Source organism: Pararhodospirillum photometricum DSM 122 (assembly GCF_000284415.1).
Classification (GTDB): Bacteria; Pseudomonadota; Alphaproteobacteria; order Rhodospirillales; family Rhodospirillaceae; genus Pararhodospirillum; species Pararhodospirillum photometricum.
Map to the genome: position 1 here is coordinate 3,145,443 of NC_017059.1, position 26,918 is coordinate 3,172,360.

The 26,918-nt window shown below is 65.2% G+C and carries 22 protein-coding genes and 1 pseudogene; 11 read left to right on the plus strand and 12 right to left on the minus strand.

Annotated elements, in window-relative coordinates:
- Positions 1-14 precede the first annotated feature (14 nt).
- From RSPPHO_RS14105 to RSPPHO_RS14130, 9 genes and pseudogenes are all read left to right on the plus strand, one after another.
- A complete protein-coding gene (locus RSPPHO_RS14105; RefSeq protein ID WP_041795649.1) occupies positions 15-1,283 on the plus strand; it encodes an efflux RND transporter periplasmic adaptor subunit in 1,269 nt (422 codons plus the stop codon).
- Positions 1,284-1,285: 2 nt separating this feature from the next.
- Positions 1,286-1,780 (plus strand): hypothetical protein, encoded by a 495-nt coding sequence (locus tag RSPPHO_RS18095; protein WP_051013903.1) that lies wholly within the window; start codon positions 1,286-1,288, stop codon positions 1,778-1,780.
- The gene (locus RSPPHO_RS19340; protein WP_157879254.1) at positions 1,777-3,132 is read left to right on the plus strand and encodes a site-2 protease family protein; all 1,356 of its coding nucleotides are present in this window, start codon (positions 1,777-1,779) and stop codon (positions 3,130-3,132) included. Before RSPPHO_RS18095 ends, RSPPHO_RS19340 begins: the two co-directional genes overlap by 4 nt.
- Positions 3,133-3,136: 4 nt before the next feature.
- Positions 3,137-3,385 (plus strand): hypothetical protein, encoded by a 249-nt coding sequence (locus tag RSPPHO_RS20445; protein ID WP_051013905.1) that lies wholly within the window; start codon positions 3,137-3,139, stop codon positions 3,383-3,385.
- Positions 3,386-4,218: 833 nt separating this feature from the next.
- A complete protein-coding gene (locus tag RSPPHO_RS14115) occupies positions 4,219-8,508 on the plus strand; it encodes a beta strand repeat-containing protein (RefSeq protein ID WP_014415888.1) in 4,290 nt (1,429 codons plus the stop codon).
- 11 nt (positions 8,509-8,519) lie between these two features.
- Positions 8,520-9,155: pseudogene (locus RSPPHO_RS22080) on the plus strand (beta strand repeat-containing protein); the annotation flags it as partial.
- A 61-nt stretch (positions 9,156-9,216) separates the two neighbouring features.
- Positions 9,217-9,936 carry a chorismate mutase gene (locus tag RSPPHO_RS14120; RefSeq protein WP_242390505.1) on the plus strand — a complete coding sequence of 240 codons (720 nt, stop codon included), beginning with the start codon at positions 9,217-9,219 and terminating at the stop codon, positions 9,934-9,936.
- Between the two features lie 110 nt (positions 9,937-10,046).
- Positions 10,047-11,162, plus strand: a complete 1,116-nt coding sequence (gene hisC, locus RSPPHO_RS14125; RefSeq protein ID WP_014415890.1) for a histidinol-phosphate transaminase — start codon at positions 10,047-10,049, stop codon at positions 11,160-11,162.
- A complete protein-coding gene (locus tag RSPPHO_RS14130; RefSeq protein ID WP_014415891.1) occupies positions 11,159-12,040 on the plus strand; it encodes a prephenate/arogenate dehydrogenase family protein in 882 nt (293 codons plus the stop codon). Before hisC ends, RSPPHO_RS14130 begins: the two co-directional genes overlap by 4 nt.
- 77 nt (positions 12,041-12,117) lie before the next feature.
- On the opposite strand, the gene RSPPHO_RS14135 is transcribed toward RSPPHO_RS14130, so the two are convergent.
- From RSPPHO_RS14135 to RSPPHO_RS14155, 5 genes are all read right to left on the minus strand, one after another.
- Positions 12,118-13,671 (minus strand): methyl-accepting chemotaxis protein, encoded by a 1,554-nt coding sequence (locus tag RSPPHO_RS14135; protein WP_041795651.1) that lies wholly within the window; start codon positions 13,669-13,671, stop codon positions 12,118-12,120.
- A gap of 250 nt (positions 13,672-13,921) precedes the next feature.
- Complete coding sequence (locus RSPPHO_RS18105; protein ID WP_051013906.1) at positions 13,922-14,461, minus strand: histidine phosphatase family protein; 540 nt, start codon at positions 14,459-14,461, stop codon at positions 13,922-13,924.
- Positions 14,458-16,635 carry an ATP-binding protein gene (locus RSPPHO_RS14145; RefSeq protein ID WP_014415894.1) on the minus strand — a complete coding sequence of 726 codons (2,178 nt, stop codon included), beginning with the start codon at positions 16,633-16,635 and terminating at the stop codon, positions 14,458-14,460. Before RSPPHO_RS14145 ends, RSPPHO_RS18105 begins: the two co-directional genes overlap by 4 nt.
- Positions 16,632-17,735, minus strand: coding sequence for an alpha/beta fold hydrolase (locus tag RSPPHO_RS14150; protein WP_157879257.1), 1,104 nt, complete (start codon positions 17,733-17,735; stop codon positions 16,632-16,634). Before RSPPHO_RS14150 ends, RSPPHO_RS14145 begins: the two co-directional genes overlap by 4 nt.
- Positions 17,736-17,876: 141 nt before the next feature.
- Positions 17,877-18,794, minus strand: coding sequence for an alpha/beta hydrolase (locus tag RSPPHO_RS14155; RefSeq protein WP_014415896.1), 918 nt, complete (start codon positions 18,792-18,794; stop codon positions 17,877-17,879).
- A gap of 250 nt (positions 18,795-19,044) precedes the next feature.
- Between RSPPHO_RS14155 and RSPPHO_RS18110 the strand changes: the two genes are divergently transcribed.
- On the plus strand, positions 19,045-19,998 hold the full coding sequence (locus RSPPHO_RS18110) for an ABC transporter substrate binding protein (protein WP_081581796.1): 954 nt from the start codon (positions 19,045-19,047) through the stop codon (positions 19,996-19,998).
- A 129-nt stretch (positions 19,999-20,127) separates the two neighbouring features.
- Entirely contained in the window at positions 20,128-21,024 is an 897-nt protein-coding gene (locus RSPPHO_RS18115) for a response regulator (protein WP_081581797.1), read from the plus strand.
- Between the two features lie 1,313 nt (positions 21,025-22,337).
- Here RSPPHO_RS18115 and RSPPHO_RS14170 read toward each other — a convergent pair.
- The 7 genes from RSPPHO_RS14170 to RSPPHO_RS20225 all read right to left on the minus strand — a co-directional run bounded on the left by RSPPHO_RS14170 (position 22,338) and on the right by RSPPHO_RS20225 (position 26,616).
- The gene (locus tag RSPPHO_RS14170) at positions 22,338-22,778 is read right to left on the minus strand and encodes a phage tail terminator protein (RefSeq protein WP_041795652.1); all 441 of its coding nucleotides are present in this window, start codon (positions 22,776-22,778) and stop codon (positions 22,338-22,340) included.
- Positions 22,775-23,260: a phage virion morphogenesis protein gene (locus RSPPHO_RS14175; protein WP_014415899.1), complete on the minus strand. Its 486-nt coding sequence runs from the start codon at positions 23,258-23,260 to the stop codon at positions 22,775-22,777. The genes RSPPHO_RS14170 and RSPPHO_RS14175 overlap by 4 nt, the downstream gene beginning before the upstream one ends.
- A 1-nt stretch (position 23,261) precedes the next feature.
- Positions 23,262-23,663 (minus strand): phage protein Gp36 family protein, encoded by a 402-nt coding sequence (locus RSPPHO_RS18120; protein ID WP_051013909.1) that lies wholly within the window; start codon positions 23,661-23,663, stop codon positions 23,262-23,264.
- Complete coding sequence (locus RSPPHO_RS14185) at positions 23,663-23,869, minus strand: HI1506-related protein (protein WP_014415901.1); 207 nt, start codon at positions 23,867-23,869, stop codon at positions 23,663-23,665. Before RSPPHO_RS14185 ends, RSPPHO_RS18120 begins: the two co-directional genes overlap by 1 nt.
- Entirely contained in the window at positions 23,857-24,750 is an 894-nt protein-coding gene (locus RSPPHO_RS14190) for a Mu-like prophage major head subunit gpT family protein (protein WP_014415902.1), read from the minus strand. The genes RSPPHO_RS14185 and RSPPHO_RS14190 overlap by 13 nt, the downstream gene beginning before the upstream one ends.
- 23 nt (positions 24,751-24,773) lie before the next feature.
- A complete protein-coding gene (locus tag RSPPHO_RS14195) occupies positions 24,774-25,241 on the minus strand; it encodes a helix-turn-helix domain-containing protein (protein WP_051013910.1) in 468 nt (155 codons plus the stop codon).
- Positions 25,242-25,359: 118 nt separating this feature from the next.
- Positions 25,360-26,616, minus strand: coding sequence for a protein kinase family protein (locus RSPPHO_RS20225; RefSeq protein WP_242390506.1), 1,257 nt, complete (start codon positions 26,614-26,616; stop codon positions 25,360-25,362).
- Positions 26,617-26,918: the final 302 nt, after the last annotated feature.

Sequence of the window (26,918 nt, forward strand, 5' to 3'; positions counted from 1 at the left end):
CAAGCAGGCCTGTCATGAACGATGCCCTTCTGCGCCTTTTGGATTTGGAACAACGCCTGCTGGGAGCCCAGCGGTCGGTGGAGGTGGCCTTTCTGGCGGTGAACATGGCCCATGCCCTGGTGCCCTACCGCCAGGGCGTCCTTGCTGGCATCCGCGGAGAGATCGTGGCCCTCTCCGGGGCGACGACCGTGCCGGAAGCCACGCCGTATGGTTTGTGGCTGGGCCGCTTGTTCCGTCATTTGGCCGCAACGCCCGCCGCTCGTCCCCTGACCGCCTTGGACCTGCCGCCCGCGTTGGCCGAGGGCTGGGCCGATTGGTTGCCCGCCCAGGCGCTGTTCCTGCCCCTGGGCGACGAGGCCTTGCTGTATGCCCGCGACGAGCCCTTTTCCCCGCCCGATATCGCCCTTTTGACTCATCTCGCCGCCGTGGTGCGCGCGGCCCGGCGCAGCGTGGCGCGCCCGCGTCGGTCCATCTCCCGGGCCCGCCTGCTTTTGGGGGGCGTGGTCGGGCTGGGGATCGCGCTGCTCCCGGTGACCGAGTCCGTCCTGGCCCCCGCCGATGCGGTGCCCGCCCATCCGGTGGTGGTGCGCGCCCCACTGGAGGGGGTGGTCGATCACGTCGCCGTGGCGCCCAACGAAAGCGTGCAGGAGGGGCAGGTCCTGTTCCAACTCAACGCCACCACCCTCACCGGCGCTCTTGATGTGGCCCGCCAGCAGTTGGGAACCGCCCAGGCCGAATATCGGCAGGCGGCCCAGGCCATGGTGTTCGATGCCAAGGCGAAAGCCCAGGTGCCGCTGTTGCAGGGCAAGGCCGAGGAAAAGGCGGCCGAGGTGCGGCTTTTGGAAAGCCAACTGGCACGCATCACCACCCGGGCGCCCCGCGCCGGGGTGGCGGTCTTCGACGACCCCAGCGATTGGATCGGCAAGCCGGTGGTCGTGGGCGAGAAGGTCATGGCCGTGGCCGACCCCGAGGATACGGAGGTCGAGGCGTGGGTTGCGGTCACCGACGTTGGCTGGGTGCGTCCGGGGGCCCGCCTGACCTTGTTTCTCAACACCGCCCCTCTGTCCCCCCTGCGGGCCCGCGTGACCGCCGTTGCCTATGAGGCCGTGGTGCGTCCCGACGCCAGCGTTGCTCACCGGGTGCGCGCCCGCCTAGAGGACGCAGAGGTCCGGCCGCGCCTGGGCCTCAAGGGGACCGCGCGCATCGAGGGGGAGACGGTTCCCCTGGTGTGGTGGGTGCTGCGCAAGCCGCTCACTACCCTTCGGCAAAGGCTGGGGGTGTGACGATGGTGTCTCCCCCCGGGCTCCCCTCCTTGCGCGAGGACGTGAGGCTGCTGGAGGGCCCCTCCGATCCCGCGGGCGCCCCGACATGGACCTTGCATGATCCCGGCCGCAATCGCTTTTACCGTCTGAGTTGGCCCGCCTTCGAGATCCTCGCGCGCTGGTCGCTGGGCGACCCCCGGGCGGTGGTGGCCGCCGTGCGCGCCCAGACCCCGTTGACCCCCGATGAGGACGAGGTGTGGGCCCTGGCGGCCTTTCTGACCGAGGCCCACCTCGTGCACGCCGGCGGCCCCGACGATGTCGCCCGTCTGCTGGGCCAGGAGGACCGTGCCAGGACAGGCTGGGGGACGTGGCTCTTGCACCACTATCTGTTTTTTCGGGTGCCGCTGCTGCGTCCCGGGCGCTTGCTTGATGTCTTGCTGCCCTGGGTGAGCTGGATGGGGGGGCGGGGTTTCGCCGGGCCACGCTGGCAGCCTTGCTGCTCGGGGTGTTCTTGGTGAGCCGTCAGGGCAGCGCGTTTGCCACCACCATGGTTGATCACCTGTCGTGGGCCGGTTTGGCCGCTTTTGGTGTGGCCCTGGTCCTGACCAAGGCCGTGCACGAACTGGGCCACGCCCTGACCGCGCGGCATTTTGGCCTGCGGGTGCCGACCATGGGGGTTGCCTTCTTGGTGATGATGCCCGTCCTTTATACCGACGTGAACGAGGCCTGGGCCCTGCCCAGCCGACGTCAGCGGTTGTGGGTGGGAGGCGCCGGGATTGTGGCCGAGCTGGCCTTGGCTGCCTGGGCGACCCTGGCGTGGGCCTTGCTGCCCGAGGGGGTCTTGCGATCGTTGAGCTTTACCTTGGCGGCTACCACCTGGATCAGTTCTTTGCTCCTTAATCTGTCGCCCTTCATGCGTTTTGACGGCTATTTTTTGTTAATGGATGCGGTCAATCAGCCAAATTTGCATCCGCGCTCGTTTGCGTTGGCGCGTTGGGCGTTACGCGAGTGGCTGTTCGATGTGAGGGAGCCGCCTCCCGAGGTTTTACCCGGCGCCACACGGCGGRGAATGATCTTTTTTGCCGGTTTGGTCTGGATCTATCGTCTGGTTTTATTCTTGAGCATTGCGGTTCTTGTTTATCATTTTTTTATCAAGATTGTTGGTATCTTTCTTTTTATTGTCGAGATCTGGTGGTTTGTCATGCGGCCCATCGTTGCCGAGCTTCGGGAATGGCGTCGTCGCGCCGGTGCATGGGGACGGCGTCGGCGCCCGTGGATCACCGTGGGCGTTGTTGCCGGGCTGGTCGGCTTGGCCTTGATCCCCTGGGATGGTCGGGTCACCGCTTCGGCCCTGCTCAAGGCCGGCGAGTACGTCACCCTTCATGCCCCGGGGCCCGCTCGTCTGGAGAGCGTGGATGTTCAGGCCGGCGATACTGTCCAGCCCGGGCAGATTCTGGCCCGTCTTGACAACCCCGATCGTCAGGCGCGGCTGGAGCAAACCGAGTTGCGCTTGGCGGTGCTGGCCTATGAACGCGCCGCCGGGGGGGTCGAGGAGGTCTTTCGTGGTCGGCTCAGGGTCCTTGAGCGCGAGTACGAGGCCGTTTTTGGCGCAGCGGCGGGCCCTGGAACACGATCAGGCCCGCCTGACCCTGAGGGCCCCTCTCGCCGGCACTGTTTGCGATGTCGATCCCGAGGTGCAGGGGGGGCAGTGGATCAATCCCGGGGTCAGTCTGCTGGGGATCCGCGCCGGCGCTCGGATCGAGGCCTATGTGGCCGAGGAGGATGTGCCTCGTTTCCAGGCGGGAGCATCGGCCTCCTTTCTCTCCGACAGCGGCGGGGCCCGGCGCCGGGCCCGGGTCCTTACCATTGATCGCGTGGCCCGCAAAACCCTGTCCGATCCCGAGTTGGCCGTGCCCCATGGGGGGCCGCTGCCCGCCCGCTTTGATGGCAAGGCCCTGGTCCCCGATGCCGCCCTCTACCGGGTGGTGTTGGGGCCCGAGGACGGGCGCGAGAGTGCGGTGGTGGAGCGGGGGCGGGTGACGATCGACGCAGAGCGCCGCTCCTGGGCCGGTTTCCTGGTGCGCCGGGCGGCCACCGTGCTGCTGCGCGAAGGGGGGTTTTGAAGCCGAGCGTTCCCTTGGCCACCTTGAGCCCCCGGACGGTGCCGCTCCCGGGATCAGGGGAATGCCTCACGGAACGGCGCCGCGATCCCGGCCTTCCCTCCTTTTTCTGACGCCCTGCGTGCGTCCCGACGCGCCGGCGACTCGTCTTGGCTCCCTTTGGTCACGCCGGATCGCGCGAGACGTGATTGCGTTAATTTAAACAATTCCAAGCTGGAAGCTGCGGCCTTTCCGAGGATCGGGAAAAAATCCCCCTTTTGGTCAGGGATTGGGCGCGTTTTTTAAACCAAGAATAAAAAAAGGTGCCTGAGAAACCTCAGGGACTGCCCATTGGGTTGTCTGTTTGCCGGGCAGGCATATCCTTTGGGCCAGGGGTTGTTGATCATTTTTTAACTTAATTTAAAACGCAAAAATAGTCACCCTCCGACAAAGGGTTTTCTGTGGATAAATCCATCTTTTGTGCGATCGGCCGGATCTGTTCAGTGTGAATAAATGTTAATATTTAATATTCGCAAATCTCATATAGATCGAGCGAAAGTGATAGGAGGGGGCGCCTGTTGATTAAATGCGAATTTTAAGTAAAATGGCCCGAGGGAGTTCTTTGGATCCAGGGTTGCTAAAAAGATAAGTTCGTCTTTTCGTCGTGTTCTGATGGAACACGCGCCAAGAATGCTGGCCCCCAGAAGGGAGGTTTGTCATGCGCTGCATCTTCAGGCTGAAACTGCGCCGTGTCACCTTTGGTGGAAGGCACGATCTGGAGTGAGGCCCTTTTCCCCACAAGAGAAACGGTAACGGCGCCTGTCTGGCGTCATCATGTCTTTTAGTGGAGAGCAATCATGGTCTCGCCGATTACATTTCTATCCCCAGCACAGGTCACGGCTCTTTCAACGGCAAGTATTGCAGCGCTCACCACGGCCGATGTCGCAGCCCTGAACACCGCTCAGATCCAGGCGCTTACCACGGCCCAGGTCCAGGCATTCACCTCCAGCCAGCTTGTTTTTAATGCGGCCCAGCTTCTCGCGTTCAGTACCGAGATGATCGTGGCCTTGGACACGGACTTCAACGCCCTGTCCTCGGCACAAGTGCAGGCCCTGACCTCGGATCAGGTGCAGGCCCTGAGCACGCTCCAGTTGGCCGCCTTGACTTCCACGGATGTGCGCGACCTCAGCAAGACCCAAATCGGGACCCTGGGAACCGCTCAGATTCAAAGTCTCACCTCCCTTCAGGTCGCCGCCCTCACCCCCACCCAGATCCAGGGCTTGACCACCGGCCAAGTGGCGTCCTTGACCTCGGCCGGGCTGGCCGCGTTCACCAAAACCCAGGTGGCGGCCCTCTCCACCGATCAGGTCTCCAGCCTCGCGACCGATGCCCTGACGGCCCTCAACAGCGCCCAGATGGCCGGGCTCGCCGCCACCCAGATCGCCGCCCTGTCCACGGCCCAGATCGCCAGTCTCAGCACCCAGGACATCCGCGAACTCATCGTTTCGCAGGTGGCCTCGTTGAGCGTCAATCAGGTGGCGAGCCTGACCAGCGCCACCTTGTCGGCCATGAGTTCGGCTCAGGTCGCGGCCTTGACCACCGCCCAGGTGGGCGGCTTGACCACGGCGCAACTCAACAGCCTGGGCAGCGCCGACATCGCCGAGTTCACTAAAACCCAGGTCGCGGCCCTGACCACCGCCCAGGTGGCCGGGCTGACCACGTCGGTTCTTTCATCGTTGAACAGTGGCCAGATGGGCACCCTGGGAGCGGCGCAGGTGGCGGCGCTTACCACCGCCCAGGTCAGTGGCCTCTCCACCGCCGATCTCGCCGACTTGACCAAGACCCAGATGGGCGCCCTGACCACCGCCCAGATCGCCGCCTTGTCCACCGCCGCCCTTGCCGCGCTCTCGAGTGCCCAGATCAGTGGCCTCTCTACCGCCCAGGTGGCTGGCTTCACCACCACGCAGTTGGCCTCGCTCTCGACCTCCGACGTGCGTGACCTGAGTTCGGCCCAGGTGCGCGCCCTGAGCACCGATCAGGTCGCCTCCCTGAGTTCGGCCGCCGTGGCCGCCCTGACCAAGACCCAGGTTGCCGGCCTCAGCGCCGGCCAGATCGGCGCCTTGAGCACCACCCAGGTTCAAGGACTGGGCTCGGCCCAACTCGGCGCCCTGACCACCGCCCAGATTGCCGGGCTCACCACGGACCACTTGGGGGCGCTCGCCACCAGCAGTATCGCCGGCCTTGCCGCCACCCAGGTGGCCGGTTTGTCCACCAGCCAAATCGCCGGCCTCTCGAGCGCAACCTTGTCGGCCCTGACCAGCGCCCAGACGCAAGCCCTGAGCACCGTCCAACTGGGAGCCCTGGGCACCGACCAGATCGCCACCCTGTCCTCGACCGATGTGCGTGAGTTGACCGCAACGCAGCTGCGCGGTCTTGGCACCGCCCAACTCGCCGCCCTTGCGACCAGCGCCGTGGCGACCTTGACCTCGGCCCAGGTGGCCGGCTTGGCCGCAACCCAGGTCAGCGCGCTGACCTCCGATCAGGTGGGGGCCTTGCGCTCGGCGCAGGTGGCCGCCCTGACCACCGCCCAGATCGGGGCGCTCGCCACCGCCCAGGTGGCCGCTCTGGCCAGTGCCGGCGTGCTTGGCTTCAGCAAGACTCAGGTCAGTGCCCTGTCCACCGCCCAACTCGTCGCGCTGGCCACCGACAGCCTCTCGGCCCTCAGGTCGGCCCAACTCGCCGGCTTGGCCGCGACCCAGGTCGCAGCCCTGACCACTGATCAGCTTGATGGCCTGACCACGGCCGACATGCGCGAGTTCAGCACGGCCCAGGTGGCGGCCCTGACCACCGCTCAGATCGCGGCCCTGTCCAGCCAAAATCTTGTCGCGCTGTCCAGTGCCCAGATGGCGGCCCTGACCACGGCCCAGGTGGCGGCGTTGACCACCGATCAGCTCACCGGGCTGGGGGCCACCGATATCGGTGACCTGACCCGCACCCAAATCGGCGTGTTGTCCACGGGGCATTTGGCGGTCCTGGGCACCGATCAAATCGCGGCCCTGACCTCGGCCCAGGTGGCAGGTCTCACCACGGCCCAGATGGCCGGCTTCACCACCGCTCAGGTGGCCGCCTTGTCCACCCGTGACATCGGGGAGTTGAGCGCGGCCCAACTGGGGGCTTTGTCCACAGCCCAGGTCGCGGCCCTTACGTCGTCGGCTTTTGGCGCCATCACCACCGCCCAGGTCACCGGCCTAACCACGGCTCAGATCGCCGCCTTGGGGACGGCCCAGATTGATGCCCTCGGCTCCAGCCAACTTCGGGCGCTGTCCAGCGCGCAGATCCAGGGCTTGACCACGGCCCAGTTGGCCGTGCTGACCACGGCCGATCTCGCCGCCCTGACCGGTACCCAGATCGCGGGTCTGACCACCACCCAGGTCGCGGGCCTTGGCTCGGCCCAGTTCTCGGCCCTGAGCAGCAGCCAAATCGCCGCCCTTGGAACCGCGCAAATCCAGGCCCAAGGCACGGCCCAGATTGCGGCCCTGACCTCGGCTGACGTGCGCGATTTCACCGCCACGCAGGTTGGGGCGCTGACGACCGATCAAATCGGCGCTCTCGGAACGGCAGCGCTGGCGGGCCTGTCCAGCACCCAGGTGGGCAGTCTGACCACCGCCCAGATGAGCGCCCTTGGGACCGCCCAGGTGGCGGTTCTGACGGCGGCCCAAGTGGGGGCCTTGAGTTCGGCTCAAGTGGGGGCCCTGGGCACCCATCAAGTCGGCGCCCTGACCCCCGCGGCGGCGGCGGGCTTGACCCGCACCCAGGTCGGCACCCTGACCACCGCCCAGGTCAGTGCCCTGGCCACGGCGGTTCTCTCCGGGCTGACCTCGGCCCAAACGGCGGGCCTGACCACCGGCCAGATCGCCGCCCTCACCACCGACCAGCTCACGGCCTTGTCCTCCAATGACATGCGCGAGTTGACCAATACTCAGGTCGCCGCCCTGACCACCGCCCAGATTGCCCCCTTGGGCACGGCTGGCCTCGCCGCCCTGACCGGTACCCAGATCGGGGCGTTGAGTTCCCTTCAAATGCAGGCGCTCACCACCACCCAGCTTTCCGCGCTGGCCAGCAGCGATCTGCGTGAATTCACCACGGCGCAGGTGGCGGCTCTGACCACCACCCAGATCGCCGGCCTTGGCACCGCCGCCTTGGCCGCCCTGTCGAGTGCCCAGATCGCGGCCCTTGGCACGGCGCAGGTGGCCGCCTTGACGTCGGGACAGTTGAATGCCCTGGCCTCGGCGGATCTTGCCGAGTTTACCCGCACCCAAATCGCCAGTTTGACGACCGATCAAGTGGCGGCCCTCGATACGGCAGCCCTGTCGGCTCTCTCCAGCGCCCAGGTGGGCGGGTTGACCACGGCCCAGATCGGGGCCCTGACCACGGCCCAACTGGTCGCCTTGACCTCGGCGGATGTGCGCGAGTTCGCCGCCACCCAGGTGGGCGCCTTGTCCACCGCCCAGATTTCCAGCCTGGGCTCGGCCCAGATGGGAGCCCTGGCCACCGCTCAGATCAGTGGCCTGACCACCACCCAACTGGCGGCCCTGGGCACGGATCAGGTGCGCGGGCTGGGCTCCGGCCAGATGGCGGCCTTGGGGACGGCTCAAATTCAGGCTCTGACCTCGGACCAGTGGGCGGCCCTGACCACCGCCGGGCTGGCGGGGATGTCGGTGACCCAGATCGGGGCGCTGACCACCGCCCAGATTGCGACCCTGGCCACCGCGACCCTCTCGGCCTTGACCAGTGTCCAAATGGCCGCCCTTGGCACCGCCCAGATCCAGGCCCTGACCACGGCCCACGTCGCGGCTTTGACCAGCGGCGACGTGCGTGACCTGACCACCACTCAGATGGGCGCCTTGTCCACGGCTCAGGTGGCCGCCCTGTCCACAGCGGCCGTCGTTACCTTGACCTCCGACCAGATGGGCGCCTTGAGCACCACCCAGATCCAGGCTCTGGGGAGCGCGCAGGTTCAGGCGCTGGGCACCACGCAGGTGGGCGCCTTGTCCACGGCCCAAGTGGCGGCCCTGACCACCGATCAGGTGGAGAGCCTGAGCACCACCGGTGTCGCTGGCCTGAGCAAGACCCAGGTGGGGGGCTGACCACGGCGCAAGTGGCCGCGTTGGCCACCGCGGCGGTCACGGCCTTGAACGCGACCCAACTGTCGGGCCTGGGAACGGCCCAGGTGGGGGCGTTGACCACGACCCAGTTGAACAGCCTGACCTCGGCCGATGTCCGCGAGTTGAGTGCCACCCAGGTGGCGGCGCTTGGCACCGCGCAAATGGCCGGCTTGGCCACCGCCACCTTGGCGGCGTTGTCGAGCGCGCAGGCGGCGAGCCTGACGTCGAGCCAGATCGCCGCCCTGACCACGGGGCAGTTGAATGCCCTGGGCACAGCCGACCTGGGCGAGTTCACCAAGACCCAAATGGCGGCCCTGACCACGGACCAGATCGCCGGGCTGGCGACCGCGACCTTGGCGGCGTTGTCCAGCACCCAGATCTCGGGCCTGACCTCGGGACAGATCGGTGCCTTGACCACAGCCCAGATTGCCTCGCTGTCGTCGGGTGATCTGCGGGAGTTCGGCTCGGCCCAACTGGGGGCCCTGACCACCGCCCAGGTCGCGGCCTTGAGCACGGCTGCCTTGGGGGGGGTGACCAGTGACCAGATCGTCGGCCTGGGAACGGCCCAGATTGCCGCGTTTGCTACCGCGCAAGTGGCCAGCTTGGGCAGCGCCCAGGTGGCAGCCCTGACCACGGCCCAGATCCAAGGTGTGACCACGGCTCAGATGGCGGCCTTGTCGAACCCGTCGTTTGCCCGGACGCGAGGCGGCGGTGTTGCGCCGACTGGTCGCCCGCCACAGCGGCCCCTTTCCCCGGCGCGTGCTGATCCGCCTGTGGCGCGAGWTTTTCAGTGTGGTCGTCTCCATGCAAGGCCGCATCACCATGGCCGTATGGATGCCCGAGCGCGGCGCCGGCTACCTGGAACTGGCCCGCAATCAATACGGCTCCTTCACCTCGGCCACGGTTCACCAGTCGGTCGGGCAAGTGGTGCAGGAAGTGGGCGAAGGGCGGGCCACGGTCGGCGTGGTGCCCCTGCCCCGTCACGAGGATCCCGTGGCGTGGTGGCCAGCCCTGATGTCCTCGCTGCCCGGCACCCCCCGGGTCATCGTCCGCCTGCCCGTGACCGGCGGCAGCAAGGGCCTGGAGGCCTTTGTCCTGGCCGCTGCCGAACCCGAACCCTCGGGCGGCGCCGACCGCTCTTTGCTGGGCATTGAAAGCGGCCCCGATCTCAGCCGGGCCGGTCTGCTCGACAGCCTGCGCCAAGGGGGCCTCGACCCGCTGGCCGTCTTGGATGCCCGCTCCCAGGGCGAGGACGTGCGCCTGACCCTCATCGAGGTGCGCGGCTGCCTGACCCGCAACGACGACCGGCTGGGGCCCTTAAGCGCCGCCAGTCATGGCGCCGTGCATCGCGTTGTGGTGTTGGGCATCTACGCCGAACCCTTCAGCGACGCCGAGCTGGACGGCCCCTGAGCGAGGCCAGCCCCCGGGCTGGTTTCCTTCCTTTCCTTTCCAGGCGCGCCAGCGCACTGGCGCGCCATGTCGCGGACCCGGGAGGGCCGCGTTTTCTTGAGGATGGCGCCATGCGTGCAACGATCGCTTTTCCCCAGCCGCGCCCCGGTATTCTCGACATCACGCCGTATGCGGGCGGAGAGTCCTCCGTTCCCGGCGTGACCCGGGTGATCAAGCTGGCCTCCAACGAGGGAGCCCTGGGCGCCAGCCCCAAGGCCCGGCAGGCGATTGTGGACGCGGCGGCCCAGGCGCATCGTTATCCAGACGGCGCCTGGACGGACCTGCGCGAGGCCCTGGGCCGGCGCCATGGCCTGGATCCGGCCCGCTTGGTGTGCGGTGCCGGATCGGATGAGCTGATCAGCTTCCTGGTGCGGGCCTATGCCGGGCCGGGCGACAGTATCGTCCAGAGTGCGCACGGCTTTCTCATGTATTCGATCTACGCCAAGGGGGCGGGAGTGGAAACACACTTCGCCCCCGAAACCAACCTGACCGCCGACGTGGATGCCCTGCTGGCCGCCGTCACCGACACCACGCGCCTGCTGTTCCTGGCCAACCCCAACAATCCCACGGGGACGATCCTGGACGCCGACAGCGTGCGCCGGCTGCGCGAGGGACTGCGCGAGGACATCATCTTGGTACTCGACTCGGCCTACGCCGAGTTCGTGGAGCGCAACGACTACGACCCGGGCAACGCCTTGGTGGACTCCCACCCCAACACCGTGATGATGCGCACGTTCTCCAAGATCCACGGCCTGGGCGGTCTGCGGGTGGGCTGGCTGTACGGCCCGGCCCCTATCGTTGATGTGCTCAACCGGGTGCGCGGCCCGTTCAACGTCTCCTCGGTCGGGCTGGTCGCGGCGACGGCGGCGATTGAGGACGTGGCCTTCCAGACCCTGGCGCGCGAGCACAACAGCTATTGGCGCGCCTGGACCCGGGAACGCCTGGAGGCGATGGGCTTGGCCGTCACCGACTCCTCGTGCAACTTCCTGCTGACCCACTTCTCGGCCGAGGGGCCGCTCACGGTAGCAGCGGCCGATGCCTACCTGCGCGGCCGGGGCCTGATCTGCCGGCGCATGGGAGGCTATGGCCTGCCCCACGCCTTGCGCATCACCATTGGCCAAGCCGACGAGATGCACAGCCTCGTGCAAACCCTGGGCGACTTCGTTGAAGGGGGAGGACGGGCGTGAGCACCCCCCTTTTCAACCGCGTTGCCATTCTCGGCATCGGCTTGATCGGCTCGTCGCTGGCGCGGGCCCTGAAGCGTGAGGGCGTGGCCAAGGTCGTGGTGGCCGGCGACCGGGGCGACGTCCCGGCCCGGGCCCTGCGCCTGGGCATCGTGGACGAGGCCACCGATAACCTCGCCCTCGCGGTGCGCGAGGCCGACCTCGTGGTTTTGGCCGCGCCGGTCGGCGCCACCGGGGCCGTGATGGAGATCATCGCCCCCGCCTTGAAGCCGGGCGCCATCGTCTCCGACGTCGGCTCGGTCAAGAAGATGGTGGTGGACATGATCGTGCCCCATCTGCCGGCCGGGGTTCACCTCGTGCCCGGCCATCCGGTGGCCGGTACGGAAAAAAGCGGCCCGGAAAACGGCTTCGCCGAGTTGTTCCATGGCCGCTGGTGCATCCTGACCCCGCCGCCCAACACCGACCCCCTGATGGTGGAGAAGGTCGCCGAGATGTGGCGCCGGGCCGGCATGCTGTTGCAGATCATGACCCCCGAGCACCACGACCGGGTGCTGGCGATCACCTCCCACCTGCCTCACCTGATCGCCTACACCATCGTCGGCACGGCGGCTGATCTGGAGGAGCAGTTGTCCACCGAGGTGATCAAGTTCTCGGCGGCGGGTTTTCGCGATTTCACCCGCATCGCCGGCTCGGATCCGGTGATGTGGCGCGACATCTTCCTCAACAATCGCGAGGCGGTGCTGGATATCTTGCAGCGCTTCACTGAAGACTTGACTGCCTTGCAGCGCGCTATTCGCTGGGGCGAGGGCGAGCGGTTGGAAGAACTGTTCACCAAGACGCGCGCCATCCGTCAGGCGGTGATCGACGCCCGGCAGGCGTGAAAAACAAAGAGACGCCCGGCAGGCGTAAAAAGAAGGCTGGGGAGGCTTGCCTCCCCAGACCCCTCCGTTCCTGGGGGTTACGCGCTCAAGCGTGTGACGAAATCATCCACATGGGCCTGCACGGTGCGGAAGCGTTCCTCCAGCGAGCGGATCCCCTGGTGCAGGTGGCTCGCGGCGCTGCCATTGGACTGGGCCGAGGAGGCGACCCCCTCGACGTTCTGGCGCAAGATCTCGGTGCCCTGGGCCGCCTTGTGGACCGCCTGACTGATTTCGCTGGTCGCGGCGTTTTGTTGCTCCACCGAGGCGGCAATGGCGGCGCTGATGCCGCTCAGGCTGCCAATGACCCGGGCGATCTCGCCGATTTGGGCGGCGGCGTCGTTGGTCGAGTTTTGGATCGCGTTGATCAGCCCCGAGATTTCCTCGGTGGCCCGGGCGGTCTGGCTGGCCAGGGTCTTGACCTCGTGGGCGACGACAGCAAAGCCCTTACCGGCCTCGCCGGCCCGCGCCGCCTCGATGGTCGCGTTGAGGGCCAGCAGATTGGTCTGGCCGGCGATCGACGAGATCAGGGTCACCACGTCGCCCACCTTGTTGGAATCCTCGACCAAACGGCGCATGCGGGCCACCGTGCCATCGACCCGCTCGTTGGCCTGGGCCGACACCCCGGTGGAGGTTTGGGCCTGCACGGCGATTTCCCGGATGGAGGCGGCCAGTTCCTCGACGGCGGCGGCCACGGTCTGGACGTTGGCGGTAACCTCCTGGGCGGCGGTGGCGGCGGCTTGGCTCAAACGCACGTTGGCGTCGGCACTCTCGGCGACATCGCCCACCGACCGGCTCATGGCGCCGGCGGTTTCGTTGACGCTGGTGATCAAACGGCCGACCTTGCTGTCGAACGAGTCGGCGACCGAGGCAAGCGCGGCTTGGCGTTGCTTTTCCGCCTCCTCGCGTAACCGGACCTGTTCGGCTTCCAAGCGGCGCTTTTCCAGGGCATTTTCGCGGAAGGTTTCAACGGCGGCGCCCATGCGCCCCACCTCATCCTCGCGACCCAGGGCCGGGACCTCGACGCTGGTATTGCCGGCGGCAAGGATGGTCATCACACCGGTCATGCGCTGAATCGGCTGGGTGATGCCGCGCACCATCACGACCAGAATGCCGCAGACCAAAACGAGGGTCAGGGCGCCCACGGCCGCGATCGTCCCCGTGGTGGCCTGGAGGTTCTGCTCGAAACGCTTGGTCGAGAGACGAATTTCGATGGCCCCTAGCTCTTCTTTGCGGGGGCCGCGCACAATGGGGGCGCGCTGGACGATCGTATCGGCAGCGGCCGCTTGCTCGCCATGCGCGGCGAACACCTTGTCGCCCTTGCCCAAGATCGCACTGCCACGATAGTCGGGGTCGGCGGCAAGGGAAGAGAGAATGGCCTCGGCCGCGCCCTTGTCCATGTTCCAAAGGGCCTCACCGGCGCCGCCCACCAGAACCGAGGTCATCATGCCGGCCCGCTCGTCGAGCGCCTGCCGGGCGGCGGTCATGGTGGTCCAGGCGATTCCGGCAGTCGCCGCCACCGCGATGATGGCCAACAGCAGGGCAATGGGCACGATGACCCGGACCATGAGACTACGGCGATACAGTCCGATCATGTTGTGGTCCTTCTTCCGCACGGATGCCGGTCGGCGATGAGCGAGGCGACCAAGAAGAGCGCCTGAGCGCCCAGAGCGTATTCCCTTAGCACGTGTCCAACCAAGGGGATAAATTCCACATTTCCTCTTTAAGCCGTCAGATCGGCAAAGGCCATGGAGGATTGGCGCAAAAGGTGCGGGGGATACCGCCGGGCGATGGCGGGGAAAGGAAGGCTGGGCAGGCGCGGCCTCCGTCCCCCGCTGGGCCTGGTTATGGCGCGCCGCCCTCGGGTAGGGGAAACGCCAGTTCCATCACCGCCGCGTTGCCCAGTCCGGCCCCCGCCTCCTGGCCGCTGAACCGCCTCAGAACCCGGGCGACCCCCCGGCTGCTGACCAGCAGCGGCACCATGGCGTTGGCGTACAGGAGGTCTTCCACGGTTTCGTTGACCCGCCGTCGAAACGCGTCCTCGCTTTCCCCCCCGGGGGGCGTCTGACCGGCCTCGATCCAGGCCTGGGTGGCCGCGACGTCGAGGCCGTTCCAGGCCCCCAACCGTCGCTCGCTGAGGCCGGGATGAAAGGTCACGCCGAGGCCCGGCAGGGCCTCTTGCACCAGTTCGGCCGTGCGCCGGGTGCGCAGGAGAGGCGCCGCCACGATCCGCTCGATCCCCAGGCCGCGCAAGGCCTCCCCGGCGGCCCGGGCTTGGTGCTCGCCGGTGGGCGTGAGCGGCAGATCGACATCCCCGCCACAGCGCAGCCCCAAGCGGTTGTAGGCGGTTTCGCCGTGACGCAGGAACACAACGCGCCGGATCATGCTCCAGCCTCCCGGGGACCGGCGAGGAAGGGCTCCAACGCTTGCGTCACCTCGCGCCAGGCCCGCTCGACGCCGGCCAACGCCTCGGCACTGCCGCAGGCGGAGTCTCTCGTCGCCCGCTGCTCCACCGTCTGGCACGCCTCGGCCAGAGCCGGGGCGCCGACCATGCCCGCCGCCCCTTTCAGGGTATGGGCGGCCTCGCGAAGGGTCTCAGGGTCGGCAGCCGCCGCACGGAGGCGATCGACCAAGGGCTGACTTGAGGCCATGAAGCGCCCCAGAAGGCCCCGGATGGCTTCCCTGTCATCGCCGACCACTTCCTGGAACGGGCGCACATCCAAGATCAAGCGCCCCTTCCCATCTCGCACAACGCCCCACCCCTCGCCGTTGGGGGGACCGGACGGCCGGGGGGGCGGCCCATCGGTTTGCGCAAGCCAGCGCGCCAGCGCCATCCCCAGCCGGGCGGTGCTCACCGGCTTGGTCAGGAAGTCATCCATGCCGGCCATACGGCAGCGTTGGGCCTCACCGGCCTGGGCATTGGCGCTCAGGCCTAGAATAGGCAAGCTCCCGCCCCCGGCCGCCGGAGACGCCTCGGCGCGGAGATGGCGCGCCAACGCCAGCCCGTCCATGCTCGGCATGGCGCAGTCGGTGATGACCAGGGCCACCGGCTGGCGCGCAAGAACACTCAGGGCATCGTGGCCGTCCACCGCCGTGACGGCGGCACAGCCCAGCGCCCGGAGTTGGCAAACGATGACCTCGCGGTTGATTGGATTGTCATCCACCACCAAAACCGGGGCCTCCGGCGCAAAGCAAGGCAAGGGCGTGTCCGCGGGGGCGTCGGCGGCGTCCGCCCCCGTCGCGGGCACCCCCTCGCACGAGGGAAAGGGCAAGTCCACGCCAAAGGTCGTGCCGTCCCCCGGGCTGCTCTCGACCGCGATACGCCCCCCCATCCCCTGCACGAGTTGGCGGCAGATGGACAACCCCAGGCCAGTTCCCCCAAAGCGCCGGGCCGTCGAGGCCTCGGCCTGGGCAAAGGGGCGAAACAAGCGCGCGGTCTGCTCAGGGGTCATCCCAATGCCGGTATCGCTCACCTTGATGCGGATCCAGGGGGTGTCCCCGGGCACCGACAAGCGCTCAAGGCAGACCTTCACCTCGCCGTCAGCGGTGAACTTGAGGGCGTTGCCCACCAGATTGTAAAGAATTTGGCGCAGGCGGGTGGGGTCGCCCAGGCCCTGAGCCGGCACGTCGGGGCCCACCTCGGCGCCGAGCCCCAGGCCCTTGGCCCGCGCCGCCGGCCGCAAGGGGGCGAGCACGCTTTCCAAGGTGTCGGGCAGCGAGAGCGGAATGTGCTCCAACTCCAGCCGGCCGGCCTCGATCTTGGAAAAATCCAAGATGTCGTTGATCAGCCGCATCAGCGAGTGGGCACTCTCGCGGATGATCCCCACCGCGTGGGCCTGATCGGGGGACAGCGCGGTGCGCCCCAGAACGTCGAGCATGCCCAAGACTCCATTCATTGGCGTGCGGATTTCGTGGCTCATGGTCGCTAGGAAGGCGGATTTGGCCTGGGCTGCGGCCTCGGCGCGATCCTTCGCGTCTTGCAACTCGTTAAAGGTGCTCTCCAGGCGCTGGGCATTCACCCGAACCCGATTGAGCAAGCGGCGATTTTCACTGTTGGCCAGGGCCAGGACATGGGACAGCGCCAGCAAGATGACCTGGACATCCATCACCCGCGGCTCGCCATTGGGAAAGAGGACGACCAAGGGGTCGTGCGCCTGCGGGGCCGGGCGCAGCAAAGCCAGACGGGCCGCGCGCTCCAGGCGGTCATGGGACGACAGCGTCAGGGTGGAGATCCCCATGGCGTCGATCAGCCGGCCGATCGGGCGGTTCTTGTAAAGGTCGCGCACGAAGGGCCCGGCCAAGCACTCAAGAAAACGCGCACGGGCCAGCAGGCAGATGTCGCCGTTGTGGCGCCGCACGGCAATGCCGGGCAGGTCGGGGCGTCGCAAGAACAGCGCCTGGATCTCCCGCCCTGGGGTGGTCTCAACAACCAAGGCGTCGTGGCTTGGTAAGTCGCTCAAGGTGGCATCGACCTTGAGATGATCGAGCGACGGCCCGCCCTCCGGCCAGTCGGCGGGGAGAGGCTGGGCGGTAGCGGAGCGACGCGAGCGCAGACTCATGGCGTGGTCTTTCCAGCGAACAGATGGCGGGGGGCGGCGGGTGGATTAAGACAGGTGAAATCCCCCTCCGGGCTCCGGCTTTCCAGCCAGTCCAGAAGAAAGCCAATCTGGTGGGGGTCGCTGAGGGCCGGGGTATGCCCGGTGTCGGGGACATGCATCACCGTCACCCCGGGCTTTTGTTTCATCTCGGCTAGGGTGTCTGGCAGCAAGGCATCGGAGAGCATCCCGTGAACCACGAGAACGGGAATGTCGAGGCGAGCCCAGGCCTGCCACTGCTCCAGGCTTTCCTGGGCTTCCTCGGCGTAGGCCTGGAGGGCCCGGGGATCATGGCGGTAGATCCGCCCGCCTTCCGAGGGCTTGGTCTGGAAATAGGTGTTGTGTAGCAGTTCATCCTCGTGGATCGGCCCGTCGTTTTTGGCCGATGCCCCTAGCCGACGAAACAGATCCGCCGGCCGGCGAAACACATAGTGCCGCGCCACCGCCTGCGCCCGGCGCGTGCGACGCTCGGCCGGGATGTAGGGGCCGATGTCATTGAGAATCAGACGATGGACCAGCGCCGGGTGCCGCTGGCACAAAGCCAGCGCCGTACTGCCGCCCAACGACGACCCCACCACCGCCGCCGGCCCACGGTCCAGGGCCTCGAGAAACTGGCGCAAGACTTCCACATTGGTGTCCAAGGTGTAGTCTCCCTGGGTCGGCATCCAGTCGCTTTGACCGCGCCCGGGCCAATCCAGGCACAGCACGCGATGGGTAGCGGACAGCCCCAGGGCCAAGTAGTCCCAACGCCGCGCGGTGTTGGCGATCCCCCCCACACACAGAAGCACGGGCGCCTCGGGGTCGCCCCAGTCGGTGTAGGTCAGACGCACCGGCGTTTCCTTGCGTTGATGCGCCGGCCAGTGGGCCTGAAGAGCCAGGGGATGGCGGTACACAAAGTCCGCGGTGTGGAAGCACCCCTCGAAGGGCGCCAGGGTTCGCTCGACCAGCAGGTCGTAGTCGTCCCACGTCATGGCATCGCCCCAGGTATAGATCTGGGGAGACTCTCCGGGCGAGGCCGGGATCAGGGCGGTATCCGGGATCATGGGAGGGGCAGCGCGAGTCATGGAGCACTCCGGCGACGACACTCGACGCGAGAAAGCGGGGGGAGAAAAAGCGGGGGAGAGAAAGCGAGAGGAGGACATGGAAACCCCGGAAGCGCGGCGCGTTCCGGGGCACAACGGCACCAATAAAACCGACGGGAAGCCTTACCCGCCGAGGTAGGGGTCCATGAACAGCAAGGCATCACCCAAGGTCCGCTCCCACACCGGCCACTCGTGATCGCCATCCACGACCCGGAACGCGATGGCCTCGGGCTGGAGGGGACGCACGGTGTGGTGGAACACGGCCGCGTGATAGGCGATGTCGAACCGGTCGCGGTCGCCGCTGTTGATGTAGAGCGGCACCCGCAGGGGTTGATTCCGATAAGCGTCCAGCAGCGAAGGCCAGTTGAGGCGCTGCCACAGACGCGCATCAAAGCGGCCATTTTTTTTCTGGAACGCCGGATCCTTGCGCGCCGAAGACCCGGCCGGCGGCTCGGGCGCGTAGATCGCCGGGCTCAGGGCGGCCCCGGCGGCAAAAAGCTGGGGATACTTGAAGGCCAGACGGAGGGTGGCAAACCCGCCGGCCGATAGCCCGGCCACCGCCCGACCGGCCCGGTCAGAGCGCACCGGAAAACGCCGCTCGACCTCGGGCAGCAACTCCTTCAGCAGCACGGTCTCGGCCTTGTCGCCGTGACCGTCCACCCACCACATGCCCTTGTGGCCGGGCATGACGACGATCAGGGGCTTGATGCGCTTTTCGGCGATCAGACGATCCAAGGTCGCCACCATCTTGCCCTTGTCCACCCAGGCATGCTCGTCCCCATTGGCCCCATGCAGCAGGTAGAGCACGGGCAACGGGGCGCCGGCCTGCTTGCCGGGCGCACCCCGCGGGGGATCGGGCAGGTAGACAAGGAAGGGATAGTCGCGCCCCAGCACCGCCGAGGCGAGGTGCTCCTCGCGCACCGTGCCGGCCCAGCCGGGCCGCGCCACGGCCCCCAGCACAGCCAAAACCAAGAAGAGGCTTAAAAGCCCAGACACAACCCCGCGCACCCGGCGCGAGATCTCGGGGGAAGGAAGCGGCATAGGAACGGCTTTCGTTGTGGAAAAATGACAAAACAGCGTGCTTCCGTCAGAAACGACGCTTCACGCGCACAAAGTATGGCGCTGGTACAGACAGAACCATAAACCAACTTTTACGATTTATGAAGCTGTAAATTGGGCGAGTTGTGGTCTAAGGTCATGCGTCGTATCCGTCCAAGGCGAGCGAGGGTGGGCCTTGGATCTTGGTTTTCGATACACCTCCGTTCCTATTTCTTCGAAAAAAGGGAGTGTCATGATCAGAAAGGTAATGGCCTTGGCCCTGGTGGGGGTCCTCGCGATGGGGGGGCTGATCGCGTCGCCGGCGCACGCCCAAGAAAAGAACGTCCTGATGGTGCTCTGGCGCGGCATCACCGAGCCGGAAGAGGCCTTCAAGGCCAAGCTGGCCGAGCTTGGGGTGGCGGTGAAATACACCGAAATCGTCGGCGATCAGGACCGGGGGGTGCTGGCCGAGCGTCTGCGCGCCGCCGAGACCGACATCAAGGCCAAAAAATACGATGTCATCTATTCGTTCGGCACCACCACCACCCAGGTGACACAGCAGGTGGTCCAAGAAGCGGTGCCCATCGTCTTCAACATCGTCTTCGACCCCGTGGGCGGCAAGTTGGTTAAATCCCTGGAGCAGCCTGGCGGCAACACCACCGGCGTGACCAATGGCGTGCCCATCAACGACCAGCTCAACGCCTTTATGACGCTCTCGCCTTTCAAGTCGCTGATTTTGTTCTTTAACGCTCGTGAGCCCAACGCCAACATCATCGAGGCCCAGGTCTCGGAATGGGCGGCGGCCAAGGGGGTGAGCGTTACGGCGCGGCGCGTGGTCCCCGATACGGACTCCCTCACCACGGTGCTGGAAGAAATCAAGTCGGGTGCCCTCACGGCCGAGGCCGCGTATGCCGGCGCCGACAGCTTCCTGGGCTCCAAGGCCGGCGAGATCCAAGCCGCGATCGGCGACAAGGTCCGTCTCTTTGGCGGCACCCAGACCTTCGTGCTGCGCAAGTGGCTGGCCGCCTACACGCCGCCGGTCTCCGCCATGGGCGGCACGGCGGCCGAGCAGGTGGCCAAGGTCCTGGGCGGCGCCCCGGCCGGAACCTTGCCCGTGATCCTGCCCACGCCCCGCTTGATCATGTCCAAGAGCGCGGCCGAGGCCCACAAGGTCACCGTCCCGGCGGACGCTCTCACCGAAAACTGACGCGCGTCCCCAACGGCTCGGGTCACGCTCCATTGCGGTCGGCGGCGGCAGTTCCCGGAAAACGCGGGGACTGCCGCCCTGGCTTTGGCCCGGAGCCCCCCACCCCTTGGTGTCTCATTGGAGCCCTTCATGAGTGCCGCGTCCCCTTCCCCGCTCATGCCCCGTCCCGAACGTCTGTTGGTCGTCGAAGACGATGTCTTCAGCCAGGACCTGATCGCCCTTTATTTACGCAAGGCGGGGTTTTCCGATATCACTGTGACCGGCGACGGCCGCGAAGCCCTTGAGATCGCCAAAAGCCGCACTTTTGATCTGGTGCTGCTCGATCTCAACTTGCCCCGGTTGTCCGGCACCGAGGTCCTGCGCCGTTTGCGCAAGGAAGGCTTCCTGACCGATACACCGGTGATCGTCATTTCCTCCCTCGCCAACATGGAGGACACCTTGACGTGCCTCGACCTGGGGGCCGAGGACTCCTTGCCCAAACCCTTCAACGTCCGCCTGCTCGAAGGCCGGGTGAGCGCCTGCTTGGAAAAAGCCCGCCTCAAGACTGCGGCCCGCCTCGCGGTGGACCGGGCTGAAGGGGAACGTCGCCTCGCCCTGGCCTTGATGGAGAGTTTGTGCCGCGTCGCGCTGCCCCCGCCCGGACCCGGCTTTGCCGCCGAGGTCGCGGTGGAGCGCCGACCCTGTGGGGGACCGGGCGGCGACGTGGTGGTGAGCTTGGCCCCGCCGGGGGGCCGGGTGGTGGTGGCGCTGGGAACCCTGGCCGCCCGAGGGGTGGAGGGCACCTTGATCGCCGCGCGCCTGCATGCCGCCTTGCGTGCCACCCTCGACGATACCCCCGATGCCTCCCCCGAGGTTCTGCTGACCCGGGTCGCGGCCGCAGCCGGTCGGGACGGAGCCGGCGGACGGGTGCTGGTCGCCTCCTTGGATCCAACGGATGGAACGCTGCTGGTGTCCTCGGCCGGAGCCATCGACCCGGTGGTGATCCGGCCGGGCGCGCCGCCCCGCCCCCTTATTTGGGCGTTGTAGATACACACCTCGCATCGCTCTCCTAGGCGAGTGCCGCGCGTGGCAATAATCCGCTGGTACCCGTCGAGGTGCGCCCACGGGTTATAGGTCGCCAGCTCGGGCGCCTCAAAAAGCACCTCGCCGGACAGGGCATGGTCAGTGACCTCGACCGCGTCGTAGCTCGTGCGCGACTTGCTTTTAACCTCGCCTCCACCCCTCAGGGTGAGGGACTGCCCGACGGGGACCCAGCCGACGGCCCCCAGGTCAACCTCACCCACCTGGAGGGCAAACGTGGTCGCATCCAGGACTTCTGGGTCTTTGACTGCCGAGAAGTCGGCGGTGTCGAGCAGTGCTGCGCTAGGCTCACTGTAAAGCCCGCGCCCTGTGAATTTAACCACCCCGAACGCACCAATTGCCCAGTCAAGAGAAAGCTGGAAGCGAGCCCCGGTGATATCGAAAAGAGTGCCATCGACATTGTATTTGACGACGGCGCTCTCATGGTTTTTCTTTTCAGAGTTCGGCCAATACTCAATCCCAGGAGGGATCAACTCAATCGCCCACGTATCACCCAGCGCAAGCGGCGCGGTGAGGGTGGGAACAACCGCCGCACCCCCGGGCAGCGTCAGGGGCTGGGCGTCGGTCACAGTGGCGGTCTGGCTGTAGGCTACCTCTCGCGTGGCCCCCAGCCCAGTCGCGGGGGCGCTCACCGACACCTGCGCCACCCCCGATCCGCCCGCCGTGGTGCAGGCCACCACGACGCGGCGGCGGTTAAGGCCGGTGTAGCCCGTCTGGACGGTATAAGCCCACGTCCCCACCGGCACCCCCACCGGGACCGCGCGCGGCGCTACCGTTGCGGTGCCGGTCAGAGCGACGCGCGACCAGCCGGAGGCGCGCAGCAGCGCGTCAAAGTGGGGCGGCGTCGTCACCGAGCCCGAGCCCACGGCTTCATGCGACCACGTCAGGGGCCAGCGTTTCTGCCAGTGGAACTTTTGCCTAGCCCCAAGGTGTGGCTCGATGGTGTTGCGCTCGACCTCCTGGGCGTCGAGGGAGGGCAGCTCGGCATCGAGGGCCAGCAAGGGGACATAGTCCCCGGGCGCGGCACCCTGGCCATAGGCCGTCTCAACGGCCGCTGCGATCAGCCGACTGCGGGTGGACAATGCCATGTCAGGCCTCCTGTGGGTCGCTCACCTCTCCCCGGCGGCGCCGCCCCTCAGTCGGGGGAGCGGGCGCAGGGAGAGCGGGGGGCGGGAGAGGGACGGCCAGCGGCGGGGCGGCCGGGGTGTCCGGGCGCGGGGCCGCGTGGGCGTCGTCGTGGACGTAGGTCCCGGCGGGTCTCATGAGCAACCTCTCAGGGTCGTGGTGGTGTCAAAGTGGAGCGTCAGGAAAAGAGCGCCCTGACGGTCCCGCGCTGCGGCCCGCACCTGCTGGGTGGCACCGCGATAGCCCAACGGGGTCCAGTCGTCGGCCGGGATACGTCCCGACAGGGCGCCGACCACACCCCGCCCGATCTCGCCCAGGGCCTGCCCCTGTGGGGTGGCTCGGGGCCGCCCCACCAGAACAACCGAAAGCTGGGAGAGCACGCGCTCGGTGTGCAAGGTACGCGAAAGCGTTTCCGCCTCCTCCCCCGTCACCAACACAAAGGCGGCGGGGGTGGTTTGTGGCAGGTCCATCGCTGCGATCAGCAGCGCCAGGTCGTCGGCCTCCGCCACCCGGCGGACACCCTCGATGCCCGCAAGGACAGGGACGAGGGCGGAGATCAGGGGGGCGGCGATCATAACCACCCCTCGGCGACCCACTCGGCGAGGATCTCGGCCGCCTGGGCAGTGTCCTCGGCGTTTGCGCCGAGGTAAGGACGGGCCGGCAGAGTGACGGACGTTGGCGACACCCAGGCGTCGCCGAGCCTAAACCGTAGTCGCTTGCCCGTTTTGGGGAGGACCGTCCCACCGAGCTGGTGAATGCGGGCGTAAACCAAGGCACTCCCCTGGACCACGCGGTCGGTCTGGGCCTCCTGAGTGACGGAGTCCCGCAGGTGCCCGCGCTCAACGAGAGTGTGCCCTTCGGCAAGGGCGCGCACCGACGGCGGCCAGGGGTTGCCGTCGGGGTCAAGACCCAACTCAAAGCGCCGATCCACACTGGTCTTGAGCATGCCTCCGACGCTGGCCCAGGCCGGCGTCATGTCGCCGACGCGGGCCAGCAGGCCGTCGAACCCCTTGGTGACGAGGTCGGCGCCGGTAAGGCTGATGGACACCCCTGCCATGTCAGTAATCCCGCAGTGTGTCGCAGGTCATGACGCGGCGAGCCGACACCAGCACCGCCCCTCCGCCCACGGGGGTCCCGTCAGCAACCGGGGTCAGGGCCGTCTTGCCGGCGACAACGTCACGCAGGTATTGGAGGGTATCGGCGTAATCTTTGCCGATCCGGCCTTCGGGGGKKGCGTCCGCCGCCATGCGGTAGCGGGCCAAGGCAACGCACGCCGCCCGGGCGCGTCCCTCAGGCAGCAGGTACCGCCCTCCCAGGTAGCCGTCGATCTCGTCGCTGGCGGCTTCTAGCCGCGCCGTCAGGCGTGCGGTGTCGATCCCGCCGCCCGCCGCCGGCGCGTGGTCCTCCGCCTCGGCGGCGCCAACGGCGGCGATATAGTCGTCGGGGGTTGCGTAAGCCATCACGCCTCCTTGCCCGGTTTGGGTTGCTTGGGGTTGCCATCGGCCTCGGCCAGCCGCTCAACCACCAGCATGGGCTCGGCCTCCAGGGCGGCGAGCTGGCTGGGGGTCATGGTAGCGGCGTCCACTTCGGTGGGAGCCAAGCCCCACGCCCGGCCGCCCCGGCGAAAGCCGGCGCGGCGCGCGCTCACCCGGATCAGGCCAGCCATGGCGTCACCAGCAAGTCGGCGGTGTTCTGGTAGACGTTGGTGGCTCCCGAGGCGTCGCGTTCAGCCTTCAGGACTTCGAGAGCAGCCTTCTCGAGGGACGGCGGGACCACCAACAACGACGGGCGGATGTTCAGGGGTTTGCCCTGGTCTCCCTTGATCGACATCATGGCGGCCCGGGCGGTGGCGTAGGTCTCGGCGGTCAACGTGGCCTTGCTGCCATACGCCACCTGCCACAGGCCAAACCCCACATTAACGCGGGCGTCAACGCCATAGCGGTATGCCTTGCGGCTAAACACCGCCTCATCGTCTGCCTTGTCCATGGCCTGGAATGTGTACGGTCGCCGCTTCTGGAAAATGACCGGACGCACGGCCTTGGTGGTATCGAGTAAGTACCAGGGTGCGCCGGTGCCCGGCGTCATGTTCGACGCGCTGACAGTAGCGCCGGAGGCGTCGGTTACCGGGTGATCGATATCGAAAAAATACTGCCCGTCATAGCACGGCGTCGCGAACCCGGCCGCAAGAAGCCCGAACACCAGCTCGTCGGGGTGAGTCTTGGCGTCTTGCGCCAATTGAGTGACCAGTGGCCTGTAGACACCAAGCTGATCGTCCTCGATGTCGTCACGGTTTACTTCGATGCTGTTTTCCCACGACTTGTTGGGAATCGCATACTGGTGCGCGCCCAGGTTCTGGTACACACGATCGCCGACCCACTCCCGGAAGCGGGTCGTGGTGCCCAGCCAGGCATAGGTCTGCTGGCGGGTGGTGCTGGGCACCTCGGTGGCGATCTTGTCCCAATCCGACGGCGCCGCATCAAAGGCTCCCTGGTACAGCACCCGAAAACCGGTCGTGATAGCGGACAGGCTGGCTTGGCTGATAATCATGGGTCAGACCTCCACCCACACGCCTAAGGCGTCGATGTCGCGGATAACACCACACGCTGACCGTCCGGTCGCGGTGGCGGAGACGGTCTGGTCATCGACCGGTGGAGCAGCTTGATCATCCCAGATCGGCTGTAACGCACGGCAAACCGCTCCTCGACTAGGGCGGTCACCTCCACCGTGGTCGTGAACAGCCGGCTCTTCAGCACATCGACCAGCGCCACCTCGTCTTCCAAGGACAGTCGAGGCGACGACCCCTTCCAGCCAAACTCGGACAACCGCGCCGGTCCCCCGTCGATCCAACGCCGATGCCATTGGTAGACCGTGTCATCATCCAAATACATGAGCCGCGCCACTTCCGGCACAGACAGGCCGTCGTCGAGCAACAAAATCACATGGGCACGCCGTGCCGGCCCGTGCACCCCAGACGGACGCCGAACCTGAACCAGCAACCCTTGTCGTTCTTCCGCGCTCAAGAAGCCCTTTTTGATCATGCTCGTATGCGAATCCAGCGACGACCGCTTGGCAACCCGTTATCGCCCTCTTTCCGCCTTTCAGCGGAAAATTCTCTCTTCCCTCATCGCTAAACGACCAACCCCGTGAGTAGTTACTTTATTTATAAATATTGTAAAAAACAGAAAAAACACCAACGCTCGGGCCGTTTGGATCGAGGGTGGGGTCGAAGTCAGTCTGCTCAACCCGACTGAAGCCAGCTTTGAGGGCAAATGTGCTCATGACGTTGATGTCGGACAAGGGGGTAATGAACTCGGTGCGCAACTTTTGAACAAATTCCACATTAGATAAATTTGGATAGAATGATCCCGGGTCAGCCCCTCTTAAGCGATCAAAAAAACCGACATCGTTTTCATCTTGAGCTTTTATAACAGCGCCATAGTTGGTGGCAGCAATACGCAAAATGCCATTTTGGCAGAGCCACTTCCTTACGGCAGATAATAAAAAATGTATCCCTTCGCCGTTTAGAAGGTGTAAGTAATTATAAATATATAAATAATTAAAATTTTCAAAAAATTCTGGTGGAGCATCGCCTTCAGGCCAATTAATAAAATACGTGTCTGAATCTTCCCACGCGATTGAGTGTAATGGATACCGAACGATATGCACCCATCCTTTCCTGTAGGAAGCGGGGTGTACAAACAACCAGCCAAGCATATTTTTTCGAGAAATCAAGCTATGTAAAATAGGATCATTTGATGTATTTTCTGATTCTGGTCTCGCGTACTTAAATAAAGGAGGATGATTCCTCGATGATCCATTTTTGTCAAATACAGTGAAATCACAAAATGTATCGTGACACCAAAAATTGTAGTGCCCTCCATATTCATTCACTAATGCTATTTTTTCATTTTGATATGAAGGTGTCGCGTATCCGCATCGCGTTAGTTCTTGGGCGACAGAATTTATTGTAGAAACCCAAATTTTTTGCATAAATATACGAGCATAGACCTCCATATACCAGTCGCGAAGACGAATTCCATTTTGTCTTAGTCTTTTTGTAACTTCTAAGAATTCATATGTTCTGAACATACAAAGCCACATTCCAGAACCAATCTCTATATAATCATCATTTACAGAGAGTGGTTTAGGGAAGGCATCAATTGCAGCAGGCATCCACCCTGTTAGATCCATTTTTACCGTACAACAAAAAACATTTTTATATTTTTCAAGAATAGAAATTTGCTCTTCAAACCACCCTGGAGTGGCTATAACATCTCCATCCGTCAGTATAACGTAGTTATTATCAAGCTCAATAATTCCACTTTCTAAAGCTATTTCAACGGCATTACTTAAAATATTTTTATCCATCTGTATATATTTTTTAACAATACCAAGATTAATCAGCTTTAACATTGCTGGCTCTATATAATTTTCTGTTGATAAACTTTTGTTTTCAATAATGTATATATCAAGTCTATCAGAGTGACGTCCGATACAGTCAATAGACCGGCGAATAATTTCTAGGTTTTCATAAATAAAAACAATGCAAGGTATTTTTTYCAWTTTACAGCTCTCTATTTAGATTTTATTTTGACGAGATCGGGGTGGTTCCGTATGTTTCTATTTTGGAGAATAATAAAACATTCCATGGCTCCACGAAACATTAATCTGAGGTGCATCTATTCTCAATGGTAAACATCACTGAATGTTTTATC